This is a genomic window from Methylobacterium tardum (assembly GCF_023546765.1).
In the GTDB taxonomy this organism is placed as follows: Bacteria; Pseudomonadota; Alphaproteobacteria; order Rhizobiales; family Beijerinckiaceae; genus Methylobacterium; species Methylobacterium tardum.
In genome coordinates, this window is the sequence record NZ_CP097484.1 from 6643060 (window position 1) to 6664008 (window position 20949).

23 protein-coding genes and 1 pseudogene are annotated in these 20949 nt (G+C 70.6%); 7 read left to right on the top strand and 17 right to left on the bottom strand.

Annotated features, from left to right (window positions below; all coding sequences use genetic code 11):
• The first annotated feature begins 264 nt into the window (after positions 1–264).
• Positions 265–696 carry a metallophosphoesterase family protein gene (locus tag M6G65_RS31850; protein WP_347710468.1) on the top strand — a complete coding sequence of 144 codons (432 nt, stop codon included), beginning with the start codon at positions 265–267 and terminating at the stop codon, positions 694–696.
• Here the strand turns inward: M6G65_RS31850 and M6G65_RS31855 are convergent.
• The 12 genes from M6G65_RS31855 to M6G65_RS31910 form a co-directional block, all read right to left on the bottom strand.
• A complete protein-coding gene (locus tag M6G65_RS31855) occupies positions 683–1000 on the bottom strand; it encodes a hypothetical protein (protein ID WP_238194236.1) in 318 nt (105 codons plus the stop codon). The genes M6G65_RS31850 and M6G65_RS31855 overlap by 14 nt on opposite strands.
• 207 nt (positions 1001–1207) lie before the next feature.
• Positions 1208–1549 carry a hypothetical protein gene (locus tag M6G65_RS31860; protein WP_250103340.1) on the bottom strand — a complete coding sequence of 114 codons (342 nt, stop codon included), beginning with the start codon at positions 1547–1549 and terminating at the stop codon, positions 1208–1210.
• A 610-nt stretch (positions 1550–2159) separates the two neighbouring features.
• Positions 2160–2687 (bottom strand): hypothetical protein, encoded by a 528-nt coding sequence (locus M6G65_RS31865; protein ID WP_250103341.1) that lies wholly within the window; start codon positions 2685–2687, stop codon positions 2160–2162.
• A gap of 96 nt (positions 2688–2783) precedes the next feature.
• On the bottom strand, positions 2784–3026 hold the full coding sequence (locus tag M6G65_RS31870; protein ID WP_238194242.1) for a hypothetical protein: 243 nt from the start codon (positions 3024–3026) through the stop codon (positions 2784–2786).
• Positions 3027–3224: a hypothetical protein gene (locus tag M6G65_RS31875; protein ID WP_238194243.1), complete on the bottom strand. Its 198-nt coding sequence runs from the start codon at positions 3222–3224 to the stop codon at positions 3027–3029.
• A gap of 33 nt (positions 3225–3257) precedes the next feature.
• On the bottom strand, positions 3258–3560 hold the full coding sequence (locus M6G65_RS31880) for a hypothetical protein (RefSeq protein WP_238194245.1): 303 nt from the start codon (positions 3558–3560) through the stop codon (positions 3258–3260).
• A 15-nt stretch (positions 3561–3575) separates the two neighbouring features.
• A complete protein-coding gene (locus M6G65_RS31885; RefSeq protein ID WP_238194247.1) occupies positions 3576–3962 on the bottom strand; it encodes a hypothetical protein in 387 nt (128 codons plus the stop codon).
• Between the two features lie 70 nt (positions 3963–4032).
• The gene (locus M6G65_RS31890) at positions 4033–4722 is read right to left on the bottom strand and encodes a hypothetical protein (protein WP_238194249.1); all 690 of its coding nucleotides are present in this window, start codon (positions 4720–4722) and stop codon (positions 4033–4035) included.
• Positions 4719–5081 carry a hypothetical protein gene (locus M6G65_RS31895; RefSeq protein ID WP_238194251.1) on the bottom strand — a complete coding sequence of 121 codons (363 nt, stop codon included), beginning with the start codon at positions 5079–5081 and terminating at the stop codon, positions 4719–4721. The genes M6G65_RS31890 and M6G65_RS31895 overlap by 4 nt, the downstream gene beginning before the upstream one ends.
• Positions 5078–5893 carry a 3'-5' exonuclease gene (locus M6G65_RS31900; protein ID WP_250104322.1) on the bottom strand — a complete coding sequence of 272 codons (816 nt, stop codon included), beginning with the start codon at positions 5891–5893 and terminating at the stop codon, positions 5078–5080. The genes M6G65_RS31895 and M6G65_RS31900 overlap by 4 nt, the downstream gene beginning before the upstream one ends.
• A 61-nt stretch (positions 5894–5954) precedes the next feature.
• Positions 5955–6200, bottom strand: a complete 246-nt coding sequence (locus M6G65_RS31905) for a hypothetical protein (RefSeq protein ID WP_238194503.1) — start codon at positions 6198–6200, stop codon at positions 5955–5957.
• Positions 6197–6454 carry a helix-turn-helix domain-containing protein gene (locus M6G65_RS31910; protein WP_238194252.1) on the bottom strand — a complete coding sequence of 86 codons (258 nt, stop codon included), beginning with the start codon at positions 6452–6454 and terminating at the stop codon, positions 6197–6199. The genes M6G65_RS31905 and M6G65_RS31910 overlap by 4 nt, the downstream gene beginning before the upstream one ends.
• A 268-nt stretch (positions 6455–6722) precedes the next feature.
• Here M6G65_RS31910 and M6G65_RS31915 point away from each other — a divergent pair, with 268 nt between their 5' ends.
• Together M6G65_RS31915 and M6G65_RS31920 are read left to right on the top strand one after the other, a co-directional pair.
• On the top strand, positions 6723–7172 hold the full coding sequence (locus M6G65_RS31915; protein WP_250103342.1) for a hypothetical protein: 450 nt from the start codon (positions 6723–6725) through the stop codon (positions 7170–7172).
• A gap of 114 nt (positions 7173–7286) precedes the next feature.
• Positions 7287–8015: a hypothetical protein gene (locus tag M6G65_RS31920; protein ID WP_238194256.1), complete on the top strand. Its 729-nt coding sequence runs from the start codon at positions 7287–7289 to the stop codon at positions 8013–8015.
• 197 nt (positions 8016–8212) lie between these two features.
• On the opposite strand, the gene M6G65_RS31925 is transcribed toward M6G65_RS31920, so the two are convergent.
• The 3 genes from M6G65_RS31925 to M6G65_RS31935 form a co-directional block, all read right to left on the bottom strand.
• A complete protein-coding gene (locus M6G65_RS31925; RefSeq protein ID WP_238194257.1) occupies positions 8213–8491 on the bottom strand; it encodes a hypothetical protein in 279 nt (92 codons plus the stop codon).
• Positions 8492–9005: 514 nt separating this feature from the next.
• Entirely contained in the window at positions 9006–9752 is a 747-nt protein-coding gene (locus M6G65_RS31930) for a hypothetical protein (protein WP_238194258.1), read from the bottom strand.
• A gap of 137 nt (positions 9753–9889) precedes the next feature.
• Positions 9890–10201: a hypothetical protein gene (locus M6G65_RS31935; RefSeq protein WP_238194259.1), complete on the bottom strand. Its 312-nt coding sequence runs from the start codon at positions 10199–10201 to the stop codon at positions 9890–9892.
• 444 nt (positions 10202–10645) lie between these two features.
• Here M6G65_RS31935 and M6G65_RS31940 point away from each other — a divergent pair, with 444 nt between their 5' ends.
• Positions 10646–11575: a hypothetical protein gene (locus M6G65_RS31940; protein WP_250103343.1), complete on the top strand. Its 930-nt coding sequence runs from the start codon at positions 10646–10648 to the stop codon at positions 11573–11575.
• Here the strand turns inward: M6G65_RS31940 and M6G65_RS31945 are convergent.
• Positions 11572–14718 (bottom strand): hypothetical protein, encoded by a 3147-nt coding sequence (locus M6G65_RS31945; protein WP_250103344.1) that lies wholly within the window; start codon positions 14716–14718, stop codon positions 11572–11574. The genes M6G65_RS31940 and M6G65_RS31945 overlap by 4 nt on opposite strands.
• A gap of 55 nt (positions 14719–14773) precedes the next feature.
• Between M6G65_RS31945 and M6G65_RS31950 the strand changes: the two genes are divergently transcribed.
• The 3 genes from M6G65_RS31950 to M6G65_RS31960 all read left to right on the top strand — a co-directional run bounded on the left by M6G65_RS31950 (position 14774) and on the right by M6G65_RS31960 (position 20180).
• The gene (locus M6G65_RS31950) at positions 14774–15553 is read left to right on the top strand and encodes a hypothetical protein (protein WP_250103345.1); all 780 of its coding nucleotides are present in this window, start codon (positions 14774–14776) and stop codon (positions 15551–15553) included.
• Between the two features lie 871 nt (positions 15554–16424).
• Positions 16425–19244: a DUF4365 domain-containing protein gene (locus tag M6G65_RS31955; RefSeq protein WP_250103346.1), complete on the top strand. Its 2820-nt coding sequence runs from the start codon at positions 16425–16427 to the stop codon at positions 19242–19244.
• Positions 19245–19382: 138 nt separating this feature from the next.
• Positions 19383–20180, top strand: a complete 798-nt coding sequence (locus tag M6G65_RS31960; RefSeq protein WP_238194264.1) for a DUF3800 domain-containing protein — start codon at positions 19383–19385, stop codon at positions 20178–20180.
• A 214-nt stretch (positions 20181–20394) separates the two neighbouring features.
• Here the strand turns inward: M6G65_RS31960 and M6G65_RS31965 are convergent.
• Positions 20395–20937, bottom strand: a pseudogene (locus tag M6G65_RS31965) (hypothetical protein); the annotation flags it as partial.
• Positions 20938–20949: the final 12 nt, after the last annotated feature.

Consider the following 20949-nt stretch of genomic DNA (forward strand, 5'->3'; position numbering starts at 1 on the left):
CTGTCTTGAGGGCGCGCTGGACCGCCCCGGCGCGAGCTGCGATCGTGACGATTCCTCCCGCCACCGAGGCCTCCCCGGATGTCCCTGAAACGCGCGGCCGCGCTGCCCTTCCCGACATCCCGGAGGACCTGAGCGCGCGCGCCGGCCTCCTACCCATGGAGGCCTCGATGGCCATCTTCTTCACGGCAGACACGCACTTCGGCCACGGCGGGATCCTGCACGCCTGCAAGCGTCCCTTCGCCTCCATCGGAGCACGACGAGCTCGTGGCCGAGGCCTGGAACGCGACCGTCCGGCCCGGCGACACCGTCTACCACCTGGGCGACTTCGCGCTGTCCCGGGACGCGGCCGCCATCGAACGGGCGTTCCGCAGGCTCAACGGGCGCAAGATCCTGATCGTGGGCAACCACGACCGCCGGGGCCGGCGCCTGCCTTGGGCGGAGCAGCACGAGGGGATCCGGGAAATCTCGGTCGAGGGCCGGCACCTCGTGCTGTGCCACTACCCCTTGCGTAGCTGGGCTCGTGCCTTCCGCGGCAGCCTGCACCTGTTCGGCCACACGCACGGCCGGCTGCCCGGCACGACGCAGTCATGCGACGTCGGCGTCGACGTCTGGGGGTACAGGCCCGTGTCGCTGAGCGCCGTCATAGACGCGATGGCACTCAGCGACACGAGGCCCGAGGAGCTCAGAACAGCCTGAGCTGGTCAGTCGGAGGCGGGGGTGGCGGCGGGGGCGGAGGCATCGGGATGCCGGGGTTCTCCCGTTCCCAAAGCTTCCTCGCCCGCAGCCTCTCCCGGTAGCGGGCGTCGCGCGGCCTCCTGGCCTCACGCTCCCGCTCGACCCTGGCCCGGGCGCTCTCGGCGCCCAGCCTCCGCCTCACCCTCTTCCGGATCGCCCCGGTGGGATCGAGGAAGTCGGGCCGTCTGTCGAAGAGCTTCTGGCCCTCCGTCAGCCTGACCTTCCGGACCTTCTTGAGCTCCTTCTCACCCTTCTTACGTGGCACGACACGCCCCCAACGAACGACAGGGCACAGGCGCCCTGCATCAGCGTCGGGTGGGGTTGACGATGCTGGCGGGACGCTACCTCCGCCTGCCGGTGTTCGCCGTCCTGGGGACTGACTGAACCATAGCAGCGCCGGGTTACGATGATTCATTCTGGGACAGGCAGAATCCTCGCGGTCGGACTCAGCTCCCGGTAACCCTGGGCGCCGTCAGAGACCCGCGCACAGGTCCGCCAGCGCGTCGAGGTCCTCGCCCTCGATGTCGGCGAACTCGACCGTCGGCGGCTCCCACGCGAGCTCCCGGTCCGCCGGCGTCACGCGGCGGCCGGCGAACGTGCCCCGCGCCGCGTCGTATGCCTGCCAGAACCGGTCTACGGCGGCGGCCGCCGTCGCGCCGCGGACGAGGACCTCGACCTCCCCGGGGCGACCGGGGGCGTAGGACCAGGCGAGCCAGCCGAGAGCCGCCGGCCGGTCGTAGGTCTTCTTCGTGAGCCATGACCCCTCGGCCAGCCAGACCCCGTCGCCTGCATCCCGGGGCGCGGTCGCGGACACCGGGAAGATCTCCGACGCCGGCGGCGGTCGGTGCAGCCCGCGGGGCACGATGACCGACAGGAAGCCAGTCCGGGGGCCAGGCCGACGCTGTCCTTCCAGACGAACTGGTGCCTGTCCTCATAACCGCAGTCGACCCGGCGGATCGGGCGGCCGAGCCACCGTTCCAGGCCTGACAGAGCCGATTTCTCCACTGCGTCATGGTAACGCCAGCGCCAGTGCCGCTGCCATCCGTGGCCCATCTGCAGCCACTTGCAGACCGACACGCGCCCCTGGTCGGCCTTCATGTAGAGGGTATTGTAGGCCGCCCATAGGACCGCGGCGCGGCCGCGCAGGCGCTCGAACCGCGGGACGAACGGACCCTCGTTCCAGCACCCGCCCGACATGATCCGGAGCCCGGCGGTCCGATTGTAGTAGTAGGTGGATCCGATGCCGGTGCCCTTCTCGAACGCCAGCGCCCGCACGTACTCCCGGTCGCCGACGTCGAGTCCCTCGTAGGCGTGCTGGCATGCGTACTGCCAGAGCTCCTGCGCCACCTCCCGGTCATCGAGTCTCCGGTCGAGGCCCCGGTAGAACGCCAGGGCCTCCGCGTCCGCCATGCGGGCGAAGGCCATCAGGGTGCCTCCTCCTCGATCTCCGCGTGCATGCCGTCGATAGCTGCCGCCAGCCGGCGCAGGTCGCTGCGCATGGGCTGCACCTCCGCCAGCTCGGATGCCCCCACCGCCCGGCAGGCGCCCTTCACGACCGCGCGGGCCTCCTCCTCGGGCAGCTTGGGCTCGTGCCGGACGACGCCGTTCACGACGACGTCGCCGGGCTGGAGCGGGGCGGCCGCCTCGACGCCGGCGTCAGGCTCCGGGGCGGCGCAGGCGGTGCGGAGGCCGTCGGCGAGCCAGCCGCAGCCCTCCTCGCAGGGGTCGTTGTGACTGCACCGGCACTGCCGGCAGACCATGCCGACACAGGACGGGACGGAGAACGTGCCGCCGTCAGCGGCGAGGTGGTCGTTCAACCAATCGCGGTCGGAGACGCCGTCGTAGCCGAGGACGGCCTCCTGCAGGAGCTGGCTGGAGAAGTCGAAGGCCTGTTCTGCCGCGCGCAGGGCGGGACCCCGGCGTGAGCCATGATGCCCATGGCGACCCCGCATTCCAGCGCGAAGGCCCCGGTGCGGGCCTCGACGTGCGCGGGCAAGGCGGCCCACGCCGCGGCCCCGTCGAACGCGTGCTCGCTGATGTTGGAGCGCTCACACATCGGAGGCCTCCTTGGCGGCCGGGGCGGTGGGCTCCAGCACGCCGGTCGCGACGCCGACGAGCGAGACCACGAGGAAGGCGAACCCGAACCCGAGGGTCCAGCAGGCCAGGGTTATGGCCGACCGGCCCAGGTCGCCGGCGTGGCCCATGCACGCGAACAGCACCGTCACGATGCCGGCGGCGGTGATCATCGTCCCGCCGACGGTGCCGCACATGAGGACGAGGAGTGCGCGCATTCAGGCGGCCTCCTCGGTGGCAGTAGCAGGGGCCGGGGACAGGGCCTTGATGAAGGCGGCCGCCGCCGTGCGCGCCCTCTCAATCGCGTACCTGACAGCCTGCTCGACCGCGTCGCGGATCCGCTCCAGGTCCCTGTCACAGGGGCTGGAAGCGTCGACGTGGATCTCCCGCTCGACGCCGGAGAACGTGTTCAACATGACCGCCGTGGCGGACGTCGAGACCTTGTAATCTCAGACTCCATTCCCTTCCGAGACCTTCGTCTGCCCGGGCAGGACAGCCGTCAGGATCCAGGGGCACGGCTGCACCGTGACCGCAGGGGTGTCCTCGTCGGTGAACGGGCGACGGGTGTGCACTGTCGCCGTCACGCCCGGGAATGCCTCGGCGAGCTTCTCACGCAGGGCCCCGGTGACGGGATGGACGGTCGGCTGCTCCGGCTCCTCCCCGGCGGGCGGCTCGGCCGAGTTGAGGAGCTCGCTGACGGCCGCGTGCCCGATGACCTCGGCGGCCGCGTACGTCAGTTGGCTGGCCTCCATGCAGTCGCGGACCGCCTAGTCGTGGCGGGCCCGGTACGCGGCGTCGTTCCGGTAGCACCATGCCGGGTCGACGCGGCGGGCGAGGTCGGCGGGGCTCTCCTGCCCCACCTCAGCCTTCCCCGGCTCCAGCTTGCCGGTGAAATCCTCGGGCGCCAGGGGGCACTCGACTGCCTTGAGCAACTCGCTCCATGACTCGAACACCACGGGCTGCAGGCCACCGATGAACGGCTTGGGCTTCGTCTTCCGGACGACCTCGTAGCCGGCTAGGTCGGGGCCGGTGAGGAGCGCGGCCCGGGCGTTGTTGAGGTTGAAGCGCGCCTTGAGCGCGGGCGTGCTGCCGAGCTCGTGCGCCTCTTCCAGGGCCTCGGTGATGATCTTGTAGGCGGTGACGGCGATACCCATTCGGATGGTCCCTTCGTTTCGGGCTGCTGCGGGGATTGCAGCGCCACTCCCCCGGCGCCGGGGGGATTCGTCAGCAGGGGATCTCGTCGTCCTGGGGATCCCAGGCAGGGAGCGACCAGTCGGGCTCGCCGTTCGGCCGGATGAACGGCAGGAGGCGGGGGTTCCGGTACTTCGCCCGGAGCGCCCTCAGCTTGTCCTGATCCAGGCTCGCCTCGCTGACCCTCGGCTTCCGGATCGGCGGCACGGGATGCGTGACGGCCGGTGCGGCCGCCGCCGGCGTCGAGGCCTCCGGCTTTGGCGGGGCGTTCTCGAAGGGGGCGCGGCGCAGGTTCGCCAGCCCGCGGGGCCGGGGCGCCGGGACGGGCGGCGGGGGAGCGGCCGCCTCGACCTTGGGGACGCCGGCGTCGGCCACGGGCTCCTCCGCGGGGCGCACGGGCGCCGGGATGGGGCGCATCGGGGACGCGGCCCGGGCGGCGTTGCGGGCGGCCCCGGCCCGCGCGGCAGCCGCGAAGTCCGCCGGCGTCGGGCACCTGATCGGGGGCGGGACCGGCAGGGGCTGAGCATTCAGCGCCGCGGCGACGGCGGCGGCCATCCCCTCGATGCCGGCGCGCGTAGCGGCCTGGAGCGCGGCCATCGCTGCCTCGACCTCGGCGTTGGCGCCGGCGGCCAGGGCGGCCCGCCGGGCGTCGGCGAACCGGGTCTTCAGGTCCGCGCCGTCGAGCGTGTCGAGGCCGGCGAGCAGGGCGGCGGCGGTGTTCATAGGTCCTCTTCGGGGGCGTAGTCGTCGCGGTCGATCAGGTGCTCGCCCTCGGGGCCGGCACGGAGGCAGTCGAGCTCGTAGGAGCCCTCGCCGGGCAGCACGACGGCCCAGCGGTAGGCCTTCGTCGTGGGGCTCCCGGGGACCGGGAACTCGCGCATGTGGCGGCCGCCGGCGCCGCCGATCTCGATGGCGGTCTGCAGACGCATGGCCTCGCCGAGGAACATGCGGGCCGCCTTGCCGCTGACCTGTCGCCCGGGGAGCTTGCCTGCCCGGAGCTCGGCCTCGACACGCGAGACGGGCCAGCCCAGCAGGGCGGCCGCGCCGTGCGTGTCGGTGACGATGGCGTCCCGGAAGCTCACGCCGCGGCCTTACCGTGGATGTGGCGGACGAGGGCCTCCACCAGCCCGGGCAGGCACCGAGCGAGCAGGCGGGCGTCGGCCAGCGCGTCGTGGCCGGCGTCACGGTCGCCGCGGTCGACGCCGAGGCGCGTGGCCAGGGCGTCGAGGCTGCCCGGCTCCCCCGGCCAGAGGAGCTTGCAGAGCAGCCGGGTGTCGGCGACCTGCCCCTCGTCGGGCCGCCAGCCCATGCCGAGGCGCTCGCATTCCGACTGGACGAAGCCGGCGTCGAACGGAGTGTTGTGGGCGACCACCGTGCTGCCGCCGATGAACCGCACGACCTGGCTCGCCATCGCGCGGGATAACGCCGGCTTGGTCGCGAGCTCGGCCTCAGTCAGCCCGTGGACCGCCAGGGCCTGGGGGCTCGACGGGCGGCCGGGGTTCACGGTCAGCCGGTACGCGGCGAACGTCACCCGCTCCTCCCCGGGCCCGCGGTCGCGGTCCAGCGGGAGGACCGCGAGGCTGATGAGGCGGTCCCCGTTGTGGCGGTGCAGGCCGGTCGTCTCCGTGTCCAGGACGACGAGCGGGCCGACGAGCCGGCCGAGGACCTCCGTCAGGTCAGGGAGCGGCTCGATGATGACGTGGTCGCGGTCGTCGACGCGCTCGACGGTCGCGTGGTGGGTGCTGCCAACGCGGACTTCGCGGTCGGCGGCTATCAGCGCCGGAGCTTCGCGACGCGGGTCTCCAGCGCGGCGAGCTCGTCGGCGGGGTGCAGGGGGCGACCGCCTTTCTCGCCATCTCGACGAGATACCGTTCGATGTCCGCGTCCATCTGATTTCCCTGCTGGGTGTCGGTTGTCGTTCTGGGTGAGTGCCGGGAGTTGGACCCGACGGCCGCTCAGGCGGCTGTGTTCGCGGCCCGCTCGATGGTGTGGATCTCGCCGGCTTCGTCCCGGTGCAGGCCGATGGCGGCGAGGATCCGGGCCGAGATCCGCTGCGGGCCGCGGACCGACCGGCTGACCGCGGTGGCGTGGCTGCGCGTCCCGACCGGCAGCCCGATGGACTGCGCGAAGGCCGCTTGCCCGCCGGCGGCGGCAACCGCGGCTGCGAGGCGGATGCGCGCTTGCCTCTCGGTCAGCCTCATGCCTGCCTCCCGACGATGGCCCGGCGGGCGCCGAGGGCTGCGAGGATGGCGTCCCCCGGCGGGCGGCGGCCTGAGAGGACCTCGCAGACACGCGACCTCGACGTGCCGGCGCGGCGAGCGAACTCGGCCTGGCTGCCGGCGTCCGTAACGGCGAGCTTGAGGCGGGTGATCACGGCCTCGGGCGTGAGGACCTCAGCGGCCTCCTCACGCTGCAGCGCGGCGTCGTCATAGGCCTCGTCCGGGTGCCAGCTCATGTCCCCTCCGCCGAATCTGGCGCTCCCAATTCGCGAACCGAATTCAAGCACTCCCGTTCCAAACCACAAGCAAAATCGAAAGTTGACGCCAGGACAGCCAAAGTTGACGGCAGGAAGGAAGGGACGCTGCAGCGATTTGCACCCACTAAGTGGGGGTCTGGGTGCAAATCGCTGCACTCATGAATTCACCATCCAATCCTTCGAACACTTGCGCGCGGTGACGCGAGTGCTACGTTCCCAATGTGCGAACGGCACGGAGGAGGATCGGATGAGGGACTACGGGATCGACGAGCTGGAGCTGCTGCACCGCGTGACGGGCGTGTGCCGGGCGCCCGGCGGCGGGGCCTGGACGGCCGCGTACGACGAGAGCGTGATGTACCCGGAGCCCGTCGAGGGCGGTGTCTACGCGGTCATCGAGGACGGGTCGCAAGGGTGCCCGCGGTTCGCCGTCATGCGCGACGGCCGCCTCGTCCCGCTGCGCGAGACGGAGGTTATGGACATCGTGGATCCCGCCGGCATCGCGACGCGCCGGGCGGCCACCGACGCCTACTCGTACCGCGAGCGCGAGTGGAAGGGCCCGGCGGAAGTCGGGTTCACCCGCACCGCCGCCGGCGGCCGCGTCGTGACCCATTCGGCGAGCACGCGGCACTTCTGGCGGCAGGCCCGCCCCGAGGAGGTGGCCGCCTGGGACGCGGAGCACGGCGCCCCGGCCCCATGACGCCGACCCGTGCCGGCGTCACGCCACGCCGGCCCGCCCACCCCCTCGTTGTCGCTTGCTACGCCCAGGGGGACGATCAGGACGTCGAAACACCGACAAGGAAGGGGTTCCAAGATGTCTCTCAGGTCCGTTCTCAAGGCTGCCCTCTCTGCCGCCTCCAAGGCCCTCCGCGCCGCCGGCCGGGTCGCCCGCATCGCCGCCGCGCCCGCCATCATGGTCACGGAGGCCGTCGTCGACGCCGCGACGGGCGCCGTCCGATTAGTCAGCCGCCTCGTCTCGCCCCAGCCGGCCGTCTCCGCGGCGGAGGCGCAGGCGGACGCCTACCTCGATGCCGCCGGCGCCGAGACCACCGATGAGGCCCGCCTCTCCGCCTTCGCGGACGCCCACATCGCCCAGATGAAGCATGAGAACCCGGAAGGGTTCGAGGAGGTGCTGAGGGTCCAGTACCCGGAGGCGGCCGCCCTTCAGGACCACGTCCGCCACTTCGCCTGGAATGCCCACCGGTACGAGGCCCTGGACCTCGCGACGCTGCCGGAGCACGTGCGGATGTGGCTCGAAGCCCTGACGGACGACGAGCTCTACCGCGTCGCCGCGTGCCCCATTCAGCGCCTCGACCAGCACCTGCGCGCCAAGTCGGAGCGCGATCTCCTCGTAAACCTCGCCCCCTGCTACCGCCTGCCGGAGGCCAGGGTGGAGGCGGAAGCCAAGAGGGAGCGCGAGATCGCCCGGCTCGCCCGCGACGCCGGCGCCGACCGCGCGGCATCGTCCGTCGACGAGTTCCTCGACGACCTCCACGCGCACGCGATGTCGGAGGCCGGGCCCCGCCCGGTGCCCTTTCGCTGAACGAAGGCGGCGGGAACGCCGCGACGAACGCCAGGACGCCGAATGAAAGAGGGCCCCGGAGTGATCCGGGGCCCTTTCTCTTTGACTTCTGTGCGCCCGACGTCGGGCTACGTGCGCCCCACGGTGGTCTCTCTGCGTCCCGATTCGGACGCACAGGGAAAGGCGCAATGGGGAAAATGCGTGCCGCGTACGATTTCTCAGGCGCGCCGGGCGTAGCCGGTGCCCCAGTCCGCAGCCCGGGGCCGGGCACGCTCGCTCCGCAGGCTGGCCTCAAGCTCCGCGACGCGGCGAGCCAGCGCGGCCTCCCGGCGGCGGCTGGCGAGGAGCTCGCGGCCCAGGCGGTCGACCGACGCAACCGCGTTGTCCGAGCTCGCCTGCCGAAGGGCGGACTGCCGGGCCTGGCCCTGAAGGTGAGCCTCGAACAGGATCGCGGTGAGCCCGGTCTCGCAGGCCTTGATGTCGCGCTCGATGTTCATGAAGGTCTCCCGACGTCTGCCCGCATATAGATCCAGAGCTCGGACTCCTCGTCCAGCTGGGACCTCGATCACGGTTACCGGATCCCTGGCCTCCCTGGGGATAACCACCGTGACGCCGACACGCAGGACATCCTGAAGCTGTGAATCAGTGCCCCCGTTACTTCTATAAAGAAGAACGCTCGTCGGAAGAACGCCGACACGCCTCCGCCGGGGCGGGTAACGCGGATCCGATCAGACCAGGACCAGCGCCACGACCACCGCGTCGGTCGCGCTGCCGGTGGTCACGCCGACCGTGTCCTTGACGGCGTACTGGAGCTTCGCGGTCACGACGTCCCCGGGCTTGAGGAGCTAGCCGCCGGAGAGGCCCGTCCACGTGGCGGTCTGGATGGCGTTGCCGGCGCCGACGGTGGCCGACGTCGCGACGAGCGTCCCGTTGACGTAGACCTGCACGTTCACCGCCCGCACGCCCGAGGCGTAGACCCGGCTCCCGGCGCGCCGCCTGGAGATACGTGTTCTACGTGACGACCCCGCCGCCCAGGATCGCGCCGTCCAGCATCGGCCCGGCGTGGTGGAACCGGATGTCGTTCGTCGCCTCCACGCTGACGCGGCCCCAGCGCGGGTCCGCCCCCGGCGCCACGCCCGGCGGGATCCCGTCAGCGAACGCCCGCCACAGCGCGCTGTTCGTCCTCGAGACGACCTGGACCATAGCGCCGTGGACGTAGGTCTGCATCTGGGATGGGCGCCACTTCGACGAGGCGGTGACGTTGCGCTGGTAGCCGGCGGCGAACTGCTGCGCGAGCGCCTTAACCCGGCGGCCGCTGTAGTTCCCGAACGCGTTGGGGCGGATGCCGGCGCCCCTCTCCAGGCCCGACTGCACGGGTAGGTAGATCTGGGACAGATTTTCGAACCAGCCCTCGATGCCGACGCCGCCGGCGGGCCTGTGACCCTCGCCGAAGCCGTACTTCATGACGGCCGACCGGTCGGGCAGGACGCGCACGACGGCGACGGCCTGGTCGACGGTCTGGATGGACGCGAGGCGCGACTTGTCGACGTCGTAGCGGACGCCGTTGAGGATCCACGGCGTCGGGTGGTCCATGACGCCCGGCGCGGCGCGGCGCCAGCGGTTGACCGCGTCGATGCCCACGCCGGTGAGGCTGAACTGGAGCGCGCGGGCGAAGTCGCGCTCGGTGAACTCGGTCCAACCCTCTGCGATGGCGTTGACCTTGGAGGCGAGGTCGAGGTTGACGTTCAGGCCGGCCATGGGCGCCTCGTCAGACAGAAAAAAACCCGAGCGGCCTGTGGGCACGCTCGGGTGACAACACCATGGGGCGCGAACCCCACGGAGGATGCTGCCATTGTAGGTCGCGACCGATTCGGCCGCAAGAGTCCCCGACGGCGTCAAGCGGCAAGCCGGGCCTGCAAGACCGCGGCCACCTCGCCCGGCGCGAACCGGGCGGCGAGCGCCTCCGTGGCGGCCGACACGATGGCGGCGAGGTCGGGATGGGCCTGGAGCGCGGCGACGCCGGCGACGCGGCCGGCGGGGGTGACGACGCCGCGTCGGACGAGGACCTCGGCGACAGCGTCGCCCAACGCGAGCGCGACGTCACGCCCCTCGGGGCGCTGCAGCGCGGCACGGCGGCTGCGGGCGCGGGCCGACCGGATGGCGGCGTTGGCGCGCACTTGGCGAAGGGTCAGGCGGTGCTGGGCCATGGCATGTCTCTCCTCGCCCGCGAGCGTGCCTGCCGGCCTGGCAAGGCACAACGCCGACCCGGCACGGCGACCCTGGAACCTTGGCAGGGCCGTAGGCTGACACCGGCAGGGTCAGGACTGGGCCTGTCTCCAGGTTGGCTACGCAGGTCCTCAGACCCACCACCACCGACCTACCCACCGCCCCGAGTCGGAGGCCACAGGCTCGCCCCGGAGCCGGAGGCAGGCAGGTCTCCCGACCCCGCCGGGAGCAGGGATCCTGGAGCCCGGAGGGCTTCAAGAAAGCCTATATATCTTTAGCTCTTTATCGAGATCGCGTCGGATCGCATTTAAATGAATAACTTGAATAACTTAGCACCGTCCGGTTTTGTGATACGCGGGTGACATAGCGCGCATTCTCTTGCGCCTCGCCGGGCCGGGCGTAACATGACAGCGACAGGAGTCGCCATGACCACGCCGACCGCCCCCGCCACCGTCTCGCGCTGCCTCGCCACGGGCGCCGTCATCGTCGCCGGCGACGCCACCGCGAGCGACCTCGCCGTGTGGCTGGCGGGCGTGTCTAGGGCCGTCGCGGCCAACCCCGTCGCCGAGGGACTGGCGAACCCGGTCGACATGCTCATGACCCGCCAGCAGGCCGCGGCGGACGTCCCCGTGCGGTCCCTGATGGGCCTGGTGGGCGTGCGCCGCATGGCCCTGCTCCGTCCCATGGTCGGTCGCCTGCAGGGCACGCAGGTGCGCCTCATGGGCCTCGCGGACACCGTCGTGCCGGCGATGCTCGGGTGGGAGACCGTGGCCGTCATGTCGCCCGGCCCGGGCCTGCCGGAGCGCCGGGGCACGCTCCAGCGCGAGCCCGAGCGCACCAGCGAGACCGCCGCGCTGTGGCTGCCGGCGCGCCTCGTCGCCGAGGCCCACGTCGCCAACGACACCGGCGCCCTGCCGCCGACCAAGCCCGTCGAGTTCGACCTGGCGGCCGTCGGGCGCATGCGGTCGCGGTACTCGCCCCTGCTGTACCTGCGGGTCCTGGCGTGGCTCTCCGGGCAGGTCCCGCTGCGATCTGGATGGAGCAAGCGATTCGTCGGGTCGGGGCGCGCGCAGATCCGCGTGCCGGTGCCCGACGCCGGGCTCCTGATCGGCGTCGATGCGCTGCGCCGCAAGGCCGACCTCGACCGGCTGGCGCTGGCCCCGGCCAAGGCCGACCTGGCGGCCGCCGGCGTCAACCTCCACGTCGAGTGGATCCGGCTCGCCGGGTACGAGCAGGTGTTCACCCACCTGGCGCTCACGGTGTCCCTGCGCGAGGCGCGGCCGGAGGCCAAGCCCCGGACCGGGATCCGCAAGCTGCGCCTGAAGCCCCGCGTCCCGGCCGGGGCGGCCGCCTAGTCCTCGTCCCCGCCGCCGTCGACCCACTCGCCCGCGTCGACCAGCATGCGGGTCGTGAGGCTGCCCTTGGCCATGGCCCGGGGCACGTCGGGCAGCATGGGCAGGCCCTGCCAGTCGGCGCCCTGGGGCGCGCGCCCGAGCTCCCTAGTGACCCGCTTCAGGGCACGGGCGCGCCGTGCCTCCTCGCGCTCGCGGTCGAGCTGCATGACGTACAGCCTCAGGCCCTCGACGCCGCGTTCCTCGACGATGTCGTCGGCCTGACCCATCGTCAGCCCGGCGCGCTCGATGTCCTGGCGGTCGGGGCGCTTGTGGCCGATGGCGATCCGGGACGGGCGCTGGCCGACGACCTCGAACGAGCCCGGGACCATGCGCCAGCCGGCCTGCCGGCAGAACTCGTAGACCGCCTCTTCCAGGTCTTCGACGTAGTTGAGCATGAGGCGCTCGACCGGCTCGGCCGTGCCCTGGATCGACCAGCGGACCTTGACCAGGCCCTCGGTCTCGCGCGGCACGAGGCGCTTGAGCGGCGACGTCTGGCCGACGCGGTACAGCGCCAGGTCGGGCTGCAGCGTGCGCGCGCCCTGGGGCGACAGCACCCCGTGCGACCGGCGCGCGGCCTCGAAGATATGGTCCACCTTGCCGGGGCGGACGAGGTCGACCAGCGAGACGATCTCGCCGACCACGATGCCTGCCGGGACGCACCGGCCGACATTGACCCAGACCGCGTCGCTGTCGATCCTGTAGACCGGCCGCAGCCGCCCCAGGGTCTGGCGCAGCTCCTCCTCGCGGAGCTGCTCCTGCACCTCCCTGGCCCATGAGCCCTCGGGGAACATCATGTCCGAGTAGACCCGCTGGCTGCCGTCGCGCATCGTGATCGTGCGCTCTCCCTGCGGCGCCTGGATGGGCTTGCCGGACTTGTCCAACCCGGTGCCCAGGGCGTCCCAGGCCGGCTCCTGGTCCGCGTCGTTGAACGTGAACAGGGCCTTGTAGGCGTCCACCGCCTGGATGGGGTATTCGAGCCGGCCGTACGACAGCAGGGCCGAGTGGCTCTCGGCAAAGTTGTACCCGCGCGTGTTCCCCTGGTGGAGCACGTCCACGTTCGGGGCCGCGGCCTGCGAGCCCTCGACAAAGGCCCGGACCGCCTTGGTGTAGCTCTCCAGCACGCCGCCGTTGGCGTAGATGCCGGCGACCCTGGTGCGCAGGGCGAGCAGGAGCTCGGCCCGGGCGGCCGCCTGGAGCTTGCCCTTGCCGGACTTGCCCTTGCCGGGCAGCACGGCGCCGTCGGAACCGGTCCCGTCGGCCACCAGGATCGTCCGGGCGTGCACCGGGGCGTCGATCCGGGTGATCACCGGCTGGCGCCCCGGCCAGGCGTGCTCCGTGATCCTCTCCGACATCGAGGCGTCGATCAGGAGGGTCGGCAGCCCCACGAAGTTCCGCTTCTTCCAGTAGCTGACGCGGACGCTGTCGACCTGCTGGTGGGTCTCCTCGTCGACCATGACGCCGAACTGGATCCGGGTGTCGCGCTGGGAAAGCACGCGGGGCTCGGGCGCCGGGACGTCGACGCCGGTGGACGCCAGCGCCGCGTGGGCCGCGGCCTCCTCCATGTCCTTGACCAGGTCCTCGTACCGGTCGCGGACGAGCTTCCACAGGGCGCCCTCGCCGTCGGCGTGCTTGGCCTGGGCGATGTCGACCGCGACGTCGACCTCGACGTCCTGCATGTTCGGGTGGACCTTGCTGCCGGCGTCCCGGGAGGCATCGACGCAGCGCGCGGCGGCCCCGATCAGGTCGCCGCCGCGGTGGTCCCAGTCGGGGCCCTTGCGGCGGCTGAGCGCCAGGAACGCTCGGGCCGGGTCGACGCTGGCGTCGCGCGCCCGCAGCAGGACGCGCACCGCCTCGTCGCGAAGCATGACGAACTCCTGGGCATCGACGCCCTCGGCTCGCTCCTCCTTCGTCAGCCGGGGCAGCGACCGCGCCTGTTCCAGGACCTGGATGGGGAACGTCTTCGTGCCCGAGACCGCCCGCCAGTGCGTCTCGTCGACGACGGCGTGGTGCACGTTGTCCGCGACTTCCTTGGCCATCGGACCGGTCAGGTAGGCGTGCGGCATGAGCGTCAGGTCGACCGTCCCGGACTTGAGCTCTTCCAGCATCAGGCGGTGGGGGCACTCGTCGTAGAAATGGCAGAGCTTCTCCTCGCGCTCCTTCGTGAACCGGTCCTTGTCGTTGGTCCGGCACAGGCGGTTGCCCGGCAGTCCGGCGCCATACAGGCGCTCCATCTGGCCGCCGAACTTGCAGCCGGCGGCGATGCGCCCCTTGAAATGCAACACGTTCATGCCCGCCGCCTTCGCCTCGGCGACGGCCTCGCCGAGCTCGCGCTCGTGGACCCCGACGGCGTCGGCGATCTCCGCCGCGTTGGCGTGGGTGGGCACGAGGATCGCCGTGTTGATCCGGACCTCGGGGTTGGCGGCGCGGGCCCGGATCTTGGACCTGATCACCGCCCTGGTCTTGCCGGCGCCGGTCGGGGCGACGATGCCGTGGATGGGCATCCTGGCCTTCGGGTCGTCGGCCGGGGGGCGCCAGCCGCCGGCGCGGATGGTTCGGTAGGCGAAGGCGAAGGCCTCGTCGGCGGCGGCCGCCACGGCCTCGGCCGCCTTGCGCCCGGCGGCGAACCGGTCCTGCCGGGGCATCATCGCGGCGGCCGCGGCGGACGCCGGCGTCGCAGGGACCACCTTCATCGGCGGCAGGCGCTTCGCCCCCAGGTCGGTGATGGCCCGGCGCACGGCCTCGTTGGCCCACGACAGGTCGTCGGCCTTCTTCGCCTCGACGGCGACGACGGCCTCGTGGCGGGCCTCGGCGAACGTCGAGATCCCCGTCTCGGGATCGAGGGTGACGGGGGCCTGGAACGCGTGCTTGCCGGCGTCCGCTTCCGAAATGGCCTCGCGGACGAGGCGGACCATCTTGTCCGCAATCTCGCCCTTGAGCTCGCCGTCGTCGGCCCAGCGGCCCGAGACCTCTGCCAGGGCCCGGAAACGCTCTTCGGCTAGCGCGCAGAGCGAACCCATGCCCTGGCGGCCGCCACGCACGGCGGCCTCGTTCCGGCAGACGATGGTGGAGCACAGGCGGAACAGGAAGGCCTCGCGGCCGTCCACGACCCGGCCGTCGGCGTCCGTGGCCCAATCGTCGCGAGACCATCGCCCGGGGCGCGTGCAGGCCGGCCTCGGGGTCGAACGTCCACCGGGTGTCGACCGGGTTGGCGCCGCCGCGGTGGAACGGGCGGAGCTTCTGGACCGCCTCGACGAATCGCTCGACCTGCACGCGGGTCACGAGCGGCAGGGCCTCGGGGCCATGGTACAGGGGGTGCAGCCCCGCCCACGAGAAGTACCGCCCCGTCTTGTGGTGGTTGCCGTAGAACGTGATCGGCTTGCCGCGGGCCAGGATCTCGACGCCGCCGTACTGCCGCGGCCTGCCGTCCTCGTCGGGCTCGCCGTCGACGAACCGCCACGACCGGTTGGGGATCAGGTCCGCGTTGCCGTCGTCGTCCTCGGGCCACGCCTGGCGGTAGAGCAGCGCGACCTTGGGGTGGCTGCCATAGCGCCGGAAGTCGGTGACGCCAAAAATCTCGTCGGCGAGGTCCTGGACCGCGGCGTTCAGCCCGGCGTCCGTCACGTCGATGTCGAGAGCGAACGCGCCGCCGGAGGCCCGGCCCATGATCGCGGCGACGTTGTGCGAGGGTGCCTGGATGGCCCACCACCGGACGTCGCGGTCGGTCGGCAGACGCTCGGCGAACGGCTTCCACGCGAGGCCGCGGCCGTCGATGAGCGCCGGGCCGCGACGCTCCCCGCGGGTCTGCGGGAACACGCTCCAGCCCTGCACCACGAGGTTAGGGCCCATGGGGTCGAAGAAGAACTCGCCGGCGGGGCGCTGGACGGCGGGCGCGCGCGTCCGGACCGGCTCCGCGCCATAGGACGCGATCAGTCGATCTAGGACGCCGGCGCCGTCGAGATCCGACGGCGGTTCGACCTGCGGCAGGTCCGCAGCGTCACTGGCGAGGAGGTCCAAGAGGGTCTTTCCTCATCGTGGGTTTGGGGCCTGGGCCCGGTCGCGCGTGGTGCTGTCGAGGTTCACCGGATGTGTTGGTCCAGTGCTGGCGGGGCTTTGGTGGCTCTTGCCCGCGGAACACTCCGCGAACCGGCCTGACCCCTTCCGATAGTCGATGGTACGTCCCGACGATTCGTCGTCAAACGGCGACCAAAAACAAAGTCGAAATCGACGTCAGGGTAAACGCGGACTTGACTCCTGCGAGGAGCTTTCCTCACAAAGTGGCAAGACACTAGTAGGGCTTCGTGTTCGGTCCTTGCCGAGCTCGGCTGTTGTGCCCTGATCGGGCGCCCCGGACCCCCTCACATCAAACTTTGGTTTCCATCCAACTTGCTCGGTGGGCACAGCGCACCCGCAAGTTTCAGGCACGTGCGAAGGCCTCTCCGGGGCAAGTCGGCGGGGCCGCTGGGGCCGTCGAAAGTGAAGAGAAGCTGGGGCACGTCAGCCTTCGCAGGCGCGGAGGCTCGGCACGCCGCGGGGGGCGCCGGGGTCAATCGGACGGGTGTGGGGTCGCGCGTTTCATGGTCAAGGATCTCTTGACGAGCGTGTCAGATGGCCTGGGCGACGACGGTGATCAAGCGTCCGCACGGACGTTGCAGAGGCAAGGGCAAGGAACGGGCTCGGCAACCTTCGCGCACTGCCTCTCCCTATCGGCTGAGCGCTGGCGATTCAAAAATCACCACCGGATCGAACAAACCATGAATGTGGCCGTTAACAGCGAAGCTGTGCCTGGCCGGGCGCATCCGGAGGCATGCCGATGAATGCTCCCGTCAAGATCGTTGCGAAGTCGAAGATCTCCGAGTGGAAGGGGCTGGACCGGATCGGCCTGCTCGTCCACGGCATGAAATGCATCTGGCGCGAGCAGGAGAAGGACGACGTCGGCATCGACGGCGAGATCGAGCTCTGTCGTCCCCGCTCGGACGGAGACGGCGCGATTGCCACCGGCAAGATCGTCAAGGTCCAGTCCAAGTCGGGTTCGAGTTTCGTCATCCGGGACACCGACGATGGTTTCGCATCCCCGGTCACCGAGAAAGACCTGTACTATTGGCGCGGCTTCAACCTGCCGGTCATCTACATCGTGTACCATCCGGACGACGACGCCCTCTACTGGAAGGACGTCAAGGCCTACCTGCGAGACAACCCCGGCGCCCTGACCGCCCCGCACCGGATCGAGTTCTCCAAGTCCGAGGACCGCTTCGACGGCGACGCCTACCCGGCGCTCCTGGCCCTGTGCGAGGCCGCCCCGGAACGCGTGTCGATGGATGTCGGCGAGACGCTCTATACCAACCTCCTCAGGATCGAGCGCCGTCCCGAGAAGGTCTGGATCGCCCCGGTCCTGCCGCAGAAGCAGTTCGGGTTCCATGACCGCCTGAGCGGCATGATCCCGCCCTACGTCTACAAGGGCGGCCTCATCCATACGCTCTCGGACCCCTCGGACGGGGAAACGGCGTTCGCCGGCGTCATCGACGCCGGCGGGGTCGAGGAGGTCGATCTGGAGGACTGGATCGCCCAGGGCACCGAGTACGAGGTCGACCTAGCCCGGCTGATGAACAGCCTGATCCACCGGCACCTGAGAGGGATCGGGCTCAGCTACGAGAAGCGGCCGCGTCGCTATTTCTACAATCGCGGCTTGGCGGTCGACGCCCCGATCCAGAAGCGCTGGACCAGCGCGCGAACGAACCGCACGCAACCGCGCACCGTCGCCAAGCACTACGAGTACGGGAAGCTCAAGTTCTTCCGGCACCAGGCCCTCGACTACGGCTTCGAACGGTTCGGCGACCTCTGGGCCATCGCGATCCACCCGCAGCTCATGTTCACCACGGACGGCAAGCGGCCGTGGGAGGGAGAGGCGGCCGGTCATACGCGATCTCGGCGCGGGTCGAGGAGTACAACGACGCCTACCTCAACAACATCCTGTTCTGGGCCCACCAAATGGCCGGCGGTCATGACCGATTCGATCTCAAGATCGGGGACCAAGCCGTCGCCACAGCCAGCGGCATCCCCCTTACGGCGGAGGCGGCCTTCAGCATCCAGAGCAATCCGGTCCCGGTTCGCAAGCGACCCAAGGGGAAGTGAGATGTCGGTCACCATCGAGTACATCCGCGAGCCCCACCTGGAATTCGGCGGGCACTTCCTCCACCCGGACAAGAAGACCGGGCTCGCCGAGACCGGGCCCTTCGGGTGCACGGATCCCGCCCTCCATCCGACGCAGATCAGGGTGGGCATCGTCGGTACCCGCGCCACCGCCGAGCTTTGCGAACGCTGGGTGGACGAATGCCGGCACTACATCGAGACGACCAAGACCCAGCGCCGGACCATGCCGGCCGGCTCGCCTTCGCTGCCGGAGGAGGTCGACGAGGACGTGATCGTCGAGGCCCTCGTCAAAAGCCTCACCCCGGATTTCGTGGGCATGTCGGCGGAGAGCAGCTTCGCCACCTCGATCCTCACGGCCGAACGCTGGCGGGCTACGTTCCAGGATCGGGAGGCGCGGCTCATCGCAGACGGGGACAACCCGATCCAGCGCGTCGAGCGGGCCACCGACCTCATCGCCGAGCACATCGAGCGCATCGCGACCGTCTCTCCCGCGCCGGATGTCATCCTGGTGGCGATGCCGGAGGTGCTCCTCGAAAACTCCTCCACGGCGCAGCTCGGCAACGGCGGCTGGCTCAACCTGCGCCGCGGCCTCAAGGCGCGAAGCATGAAGTGGGGCGTCCCGATCCAGATCCTGAGGGAGGATACCCTCAGCGGGAAGAAGCCATCCCTCCAGGACCGGGCGACGCGGGCCTGGAACTTCGCGACGGCGCTGTACTTCAAGGGCGGCGGAGTTCCCTGGCGCGGGCATGGCCTCGGGACCGACACCTGCTACGTCGGGGTGACGTTCTACAAGGCCGAGGACGCCCAGGGACGGATCGTGATGCGGACCGGCGTCGCGCAGGCCTTCGACTACCTCGGGCAGGGTGTCGTGTTGCGCGGCGACCCCTTCGAATGGGACGTCGATGAGCACGGCAAGACCCCGCATCTCACCCAGGCTGGGGCCGCCGACCTGATGAGGAAGGTCCTCACCGAATACGAGAAGATCAGCCGCCTGCCGCCCAAGCGCGTCGTGGTGCACAAGAGCTCCCGCTTCTGGGGGGCCGAGCATCGGGAGTTCAACGAGCTCGCGGGCTTCTTCGAAGGCATCTCCGCCGTGAACGCCCGCGCTGAGATCGACTTGGTGACCCTCGACAGAAGCCGGGTGCGCCTTGCCCGCATCGGACGCTATCCCCCGGTTCGTGGCACCTTCGCGATGGTCGGCGATGCCTACCCCATCCTCTACACCCACGGCTTCACGCCGTACTTCGACACCTATCCGGGGGTCCACGTCCCGGAACCGTGGACCATCCTTGAGAAGCACGGCGACAGCGGCCCCAGGGAGCTTGCCGCCGAAATCCTCGCCCTGACGAAGATGAACGTCAACAACGCCGCCTTCTCCGACGGCGTCCCGATCACGATGGCCTTCTCTCGGAAGGTCAGCGAGATCCTGAAACAGGTCAGCCCGGAGATGACGGTGAGGTCGGAATACAAATTCTACATGTGAGGCGATTGCCGTGTCGCAGGGCTCCGCGGCATGCCGCAAGGCCGCGGCAAGGCCGCCGCGTCGGTCTTGTTGCGCCATCACCCACCGACGCGACCAAGGCGACTTGGCAATGCGCGAATCGCGCGGCATTCCCTGGGCATGAACCGTCCCTTCACGCTGTACCTCGACGAGACCGGCAACCGGCATCCGGACAAGCGCCCCGACGCCGGGCGCGAGGGGCGTGACTGGTTCGCGTTCGGCGGCATCCTGGTCCGCGGCGAGGACAACGACGCCGCACGCGACCTCGTGGACGGCTTCGCCGAGAGGTGGCGCCTGAGGGGACCCGCCCACCTGACGGACATGCGTGCCGAGAAGGGCCACTTCGCTTGGCTCGAACGCCGCACCCAGGAGGAGCGCGATGCGTTCTGGACCGACTGGAAGGGCGTCCTCGTCGGCGCGCCGGTGATCGGCCTCGCGTGCGTCATCGACCGCCCGCGCTACCTCGCCCGCGGCTACTTGGCGAAGCACGGCAACGACCGCTGGCTGCTGTGCCGGAGCGCGTTCGACATCACGGTCGAGCGGGCGGCGAAGATCGCGAAGAGGGAGGACAGGAAGCTGCACGTCGTGTTCGAGGCCGACCCCAGCTTCAACAAAACGGTGGTGGGCTACTTCGACAACCTGAAGGAGAACGGCCTCGCCTTCGACAAGGCCACCAGCGGCAAGTACGAGCCCATGCCCAAGGAGGAGTTCGCGTCCATCCTGGGGCGCATCCAGTACAAGCCGAAGGCGTTCCCGCTGCTCCAGCTCGCCGACAGCTACGTCTACGCGATGGCGAGGGCCGGGTACGACAAGAAGTTCGACCTGTACCGGCACGTCCGGGACCGGGCCCGGATCGCCGATTTCGCGTTCCCCGGAGAGGGGGCGAAGCTCGGCGTGAAATACTATTGCTTCGACTAGAAACGAAAAAACCGGGCGATGCCCGGCTGTTCGCGGCCCCCATGCGGTGAGCCTAAGAGGCTTGCGGCCTCGACACGAGATTTAAGCCGGTGCCTGCGAAAGTCAAGCAAATGTGCCGGTCAGGACCGCCCTTGATGGGCCTGGGCGGCGCGGCGGTTTGCCCGGAGAATGGGCGATGCCTAGACGTCCCCTGTCCGCCGATGGAGGCTTGATTGCGGTCCGCCTCGCGCTTGCGCCGCTCCGCGGGCTCGGCCCGGCGCGCGGCGTCCTCGATGGCAGGCCATCGACGGCGCAGCTCCTCCAAGGACCTGAAGGGCACGCGCCACGCCTTCGACGCCGGGTCCCATCGCGCCCAGGGCACCGCCCGCAACTCGGCGACGACGGCACGGGAGTACGGCGTCCGGACCACCAGGTCGTCGGTGGTCTCCAGGTAGGGGCTCTCGACGGGTTCGAACGCAAAGGCGTCGCGACCGCGCTCGTCCGCATGGGCCAGGACGCCCGTCCACTCCCGCCCCGACCACGCCGTGAGGCGCCGCTCCGCCGTACGGCCCGGCACGAACCAGGCGCCCAGGTCGTCTCGCCAGCGTGCCCGGGGGAACGCGGCGCGGAACCGCTCCACGGTCATCCGGTCGTACGGGAAAGCGGCCGTCGCCCCGGGCGCGCCGTCGCCGGCCTCCCGCTGCGTCGCGCTGAACCGCACCGTCTCGCCCGCCACCGTTCCACCCGTTTTCCGCCCTCGACCGATCCGCGGTCCCATGATGCCGCCGTC

What these genes read in the sequence shown, in the direction of transcription:
- M6G65_RS31865 (WP_250103341.1), bottom strand. Translation starts at nt 2,687, where the DNA reads ATGCGGGGTCGCCATGGGCATCATGGCTCACGCCGGGGTCCCGCCCTG.
- M6G65_RS31870 (WP_238194242.1), bottom strand. Translation starts at nt 3,026, where the DNA reads ATGCGCGCACTCCTCGTCCTCATGTGCGGCACCGTCGGCGGGACGATG.
- M6G65_RS31875 (WP_238194243.1), bottom strand. Translation starts at nt 3,224, where the DNA reads ATGTTGAACACGTTCTCCGGCGTCGAGCGGGAGATCCACGTCGACGCT.
- M6G65_RS31880 (WP_238194245.1), bottom strand. Translation starts at nt 3,560, where the DNA reads ATGGAGGCCAGCCAACTGACGTACGCGGCCGCCGAGGTCATCGGGCAC.
- M6G65_RS31885 (WP_238194247.1), bottom strand. Translation starts at nt 3,962, where the DNA reads ATGGGTATCGCCGTCACCGCCTACAAGATCATCACCGAGGCCCTGGAA.
- M6G65_RS31890 (WP_238194249.1), bottom strand. Translation starts at nt 4,722, where the DNA reads ATGAACACCGCCGCCGCCCTGCTCGCCGGCCTCGACACGCTCGACGGC.
- M6G65_RS31905 (WP_238194503.1), bottom strand. Translation starts at nt 6,200, where the DNA reads ATGAGGCTGACCGAGAGGCAAGCGCGCATCCGCCTCGCAGCCGCGGTT.
- M6G65_RS31910 (WP_238194252.1), bottom strand. Translation starts at nt 6,454, where the DNA reads ATGAGCTGGCACCCGGACGAGGCCTATGACGACGCCGCGCTGCAGCGT.
- M6G65_RS31915 (WP_250103342.1), top strand. Translation starts at nt 6,723, where the DNA reads ATGAGGGACTACGGGATCGACGAGCTGGAGCTGCTGCACCGCGTGACG.
- M6G65_RS31920 (WP_238194256.1), top strand. Translation starts at nt 7,287, where the DNA reads ATGTCTCTCAGGTCCGTTCTCAAGGCTGCCCTCTCTGCCGCCTCCAAG.
- M6G65_RS31925 (WP_238194257.1), bottom strand. Translation starts at nt 8,491, where the DNA reads ATGAACATCGAGCGCGACATCAAGGCCTGCGAGACCGGGCTCACCGCG.
- M6G65_RS31930 (WP_238194258.1), bottom strand. Translation starts at nt 9,752, where the DNA reads ATGGCCGGCCTGAACGTCAACCTCGACCTCGCCTCCAAGGTCAACGCC.
- M6G65_RS31935 (WP_238194259.1), bottom strand. Translation starts at nt 10,201, where the DNA reads ATGGCCCAGCACCGCCTGACCCTTCGCCAAGTGCGCGCCAACGCCGCC.
- M6G65_RS31940 (WP_250103343.1), top strand. Translation starts at nt 10,646, where the DNA reads ATGACCACGCCGACCGCCCCCGCCACCGTCTCGCGCTGCCTCGCCACG.
- M6G65_RS31955 (WP_250103346.1), top strand. Translation starts at nt 16,425, where the DNA reads ATGAATGCTCCCGTCAAGATCGTTGCGAAGTCGAAGATCTCCGAGTGG.
- M6G65_RS31960 (WP_238194264.1), top strand. Translation starts at nt 19,383, where the DNA reads ATGAACCGTCCCTTCACGCTGTACCTCGACGAGACCGGCAACCGGCAT.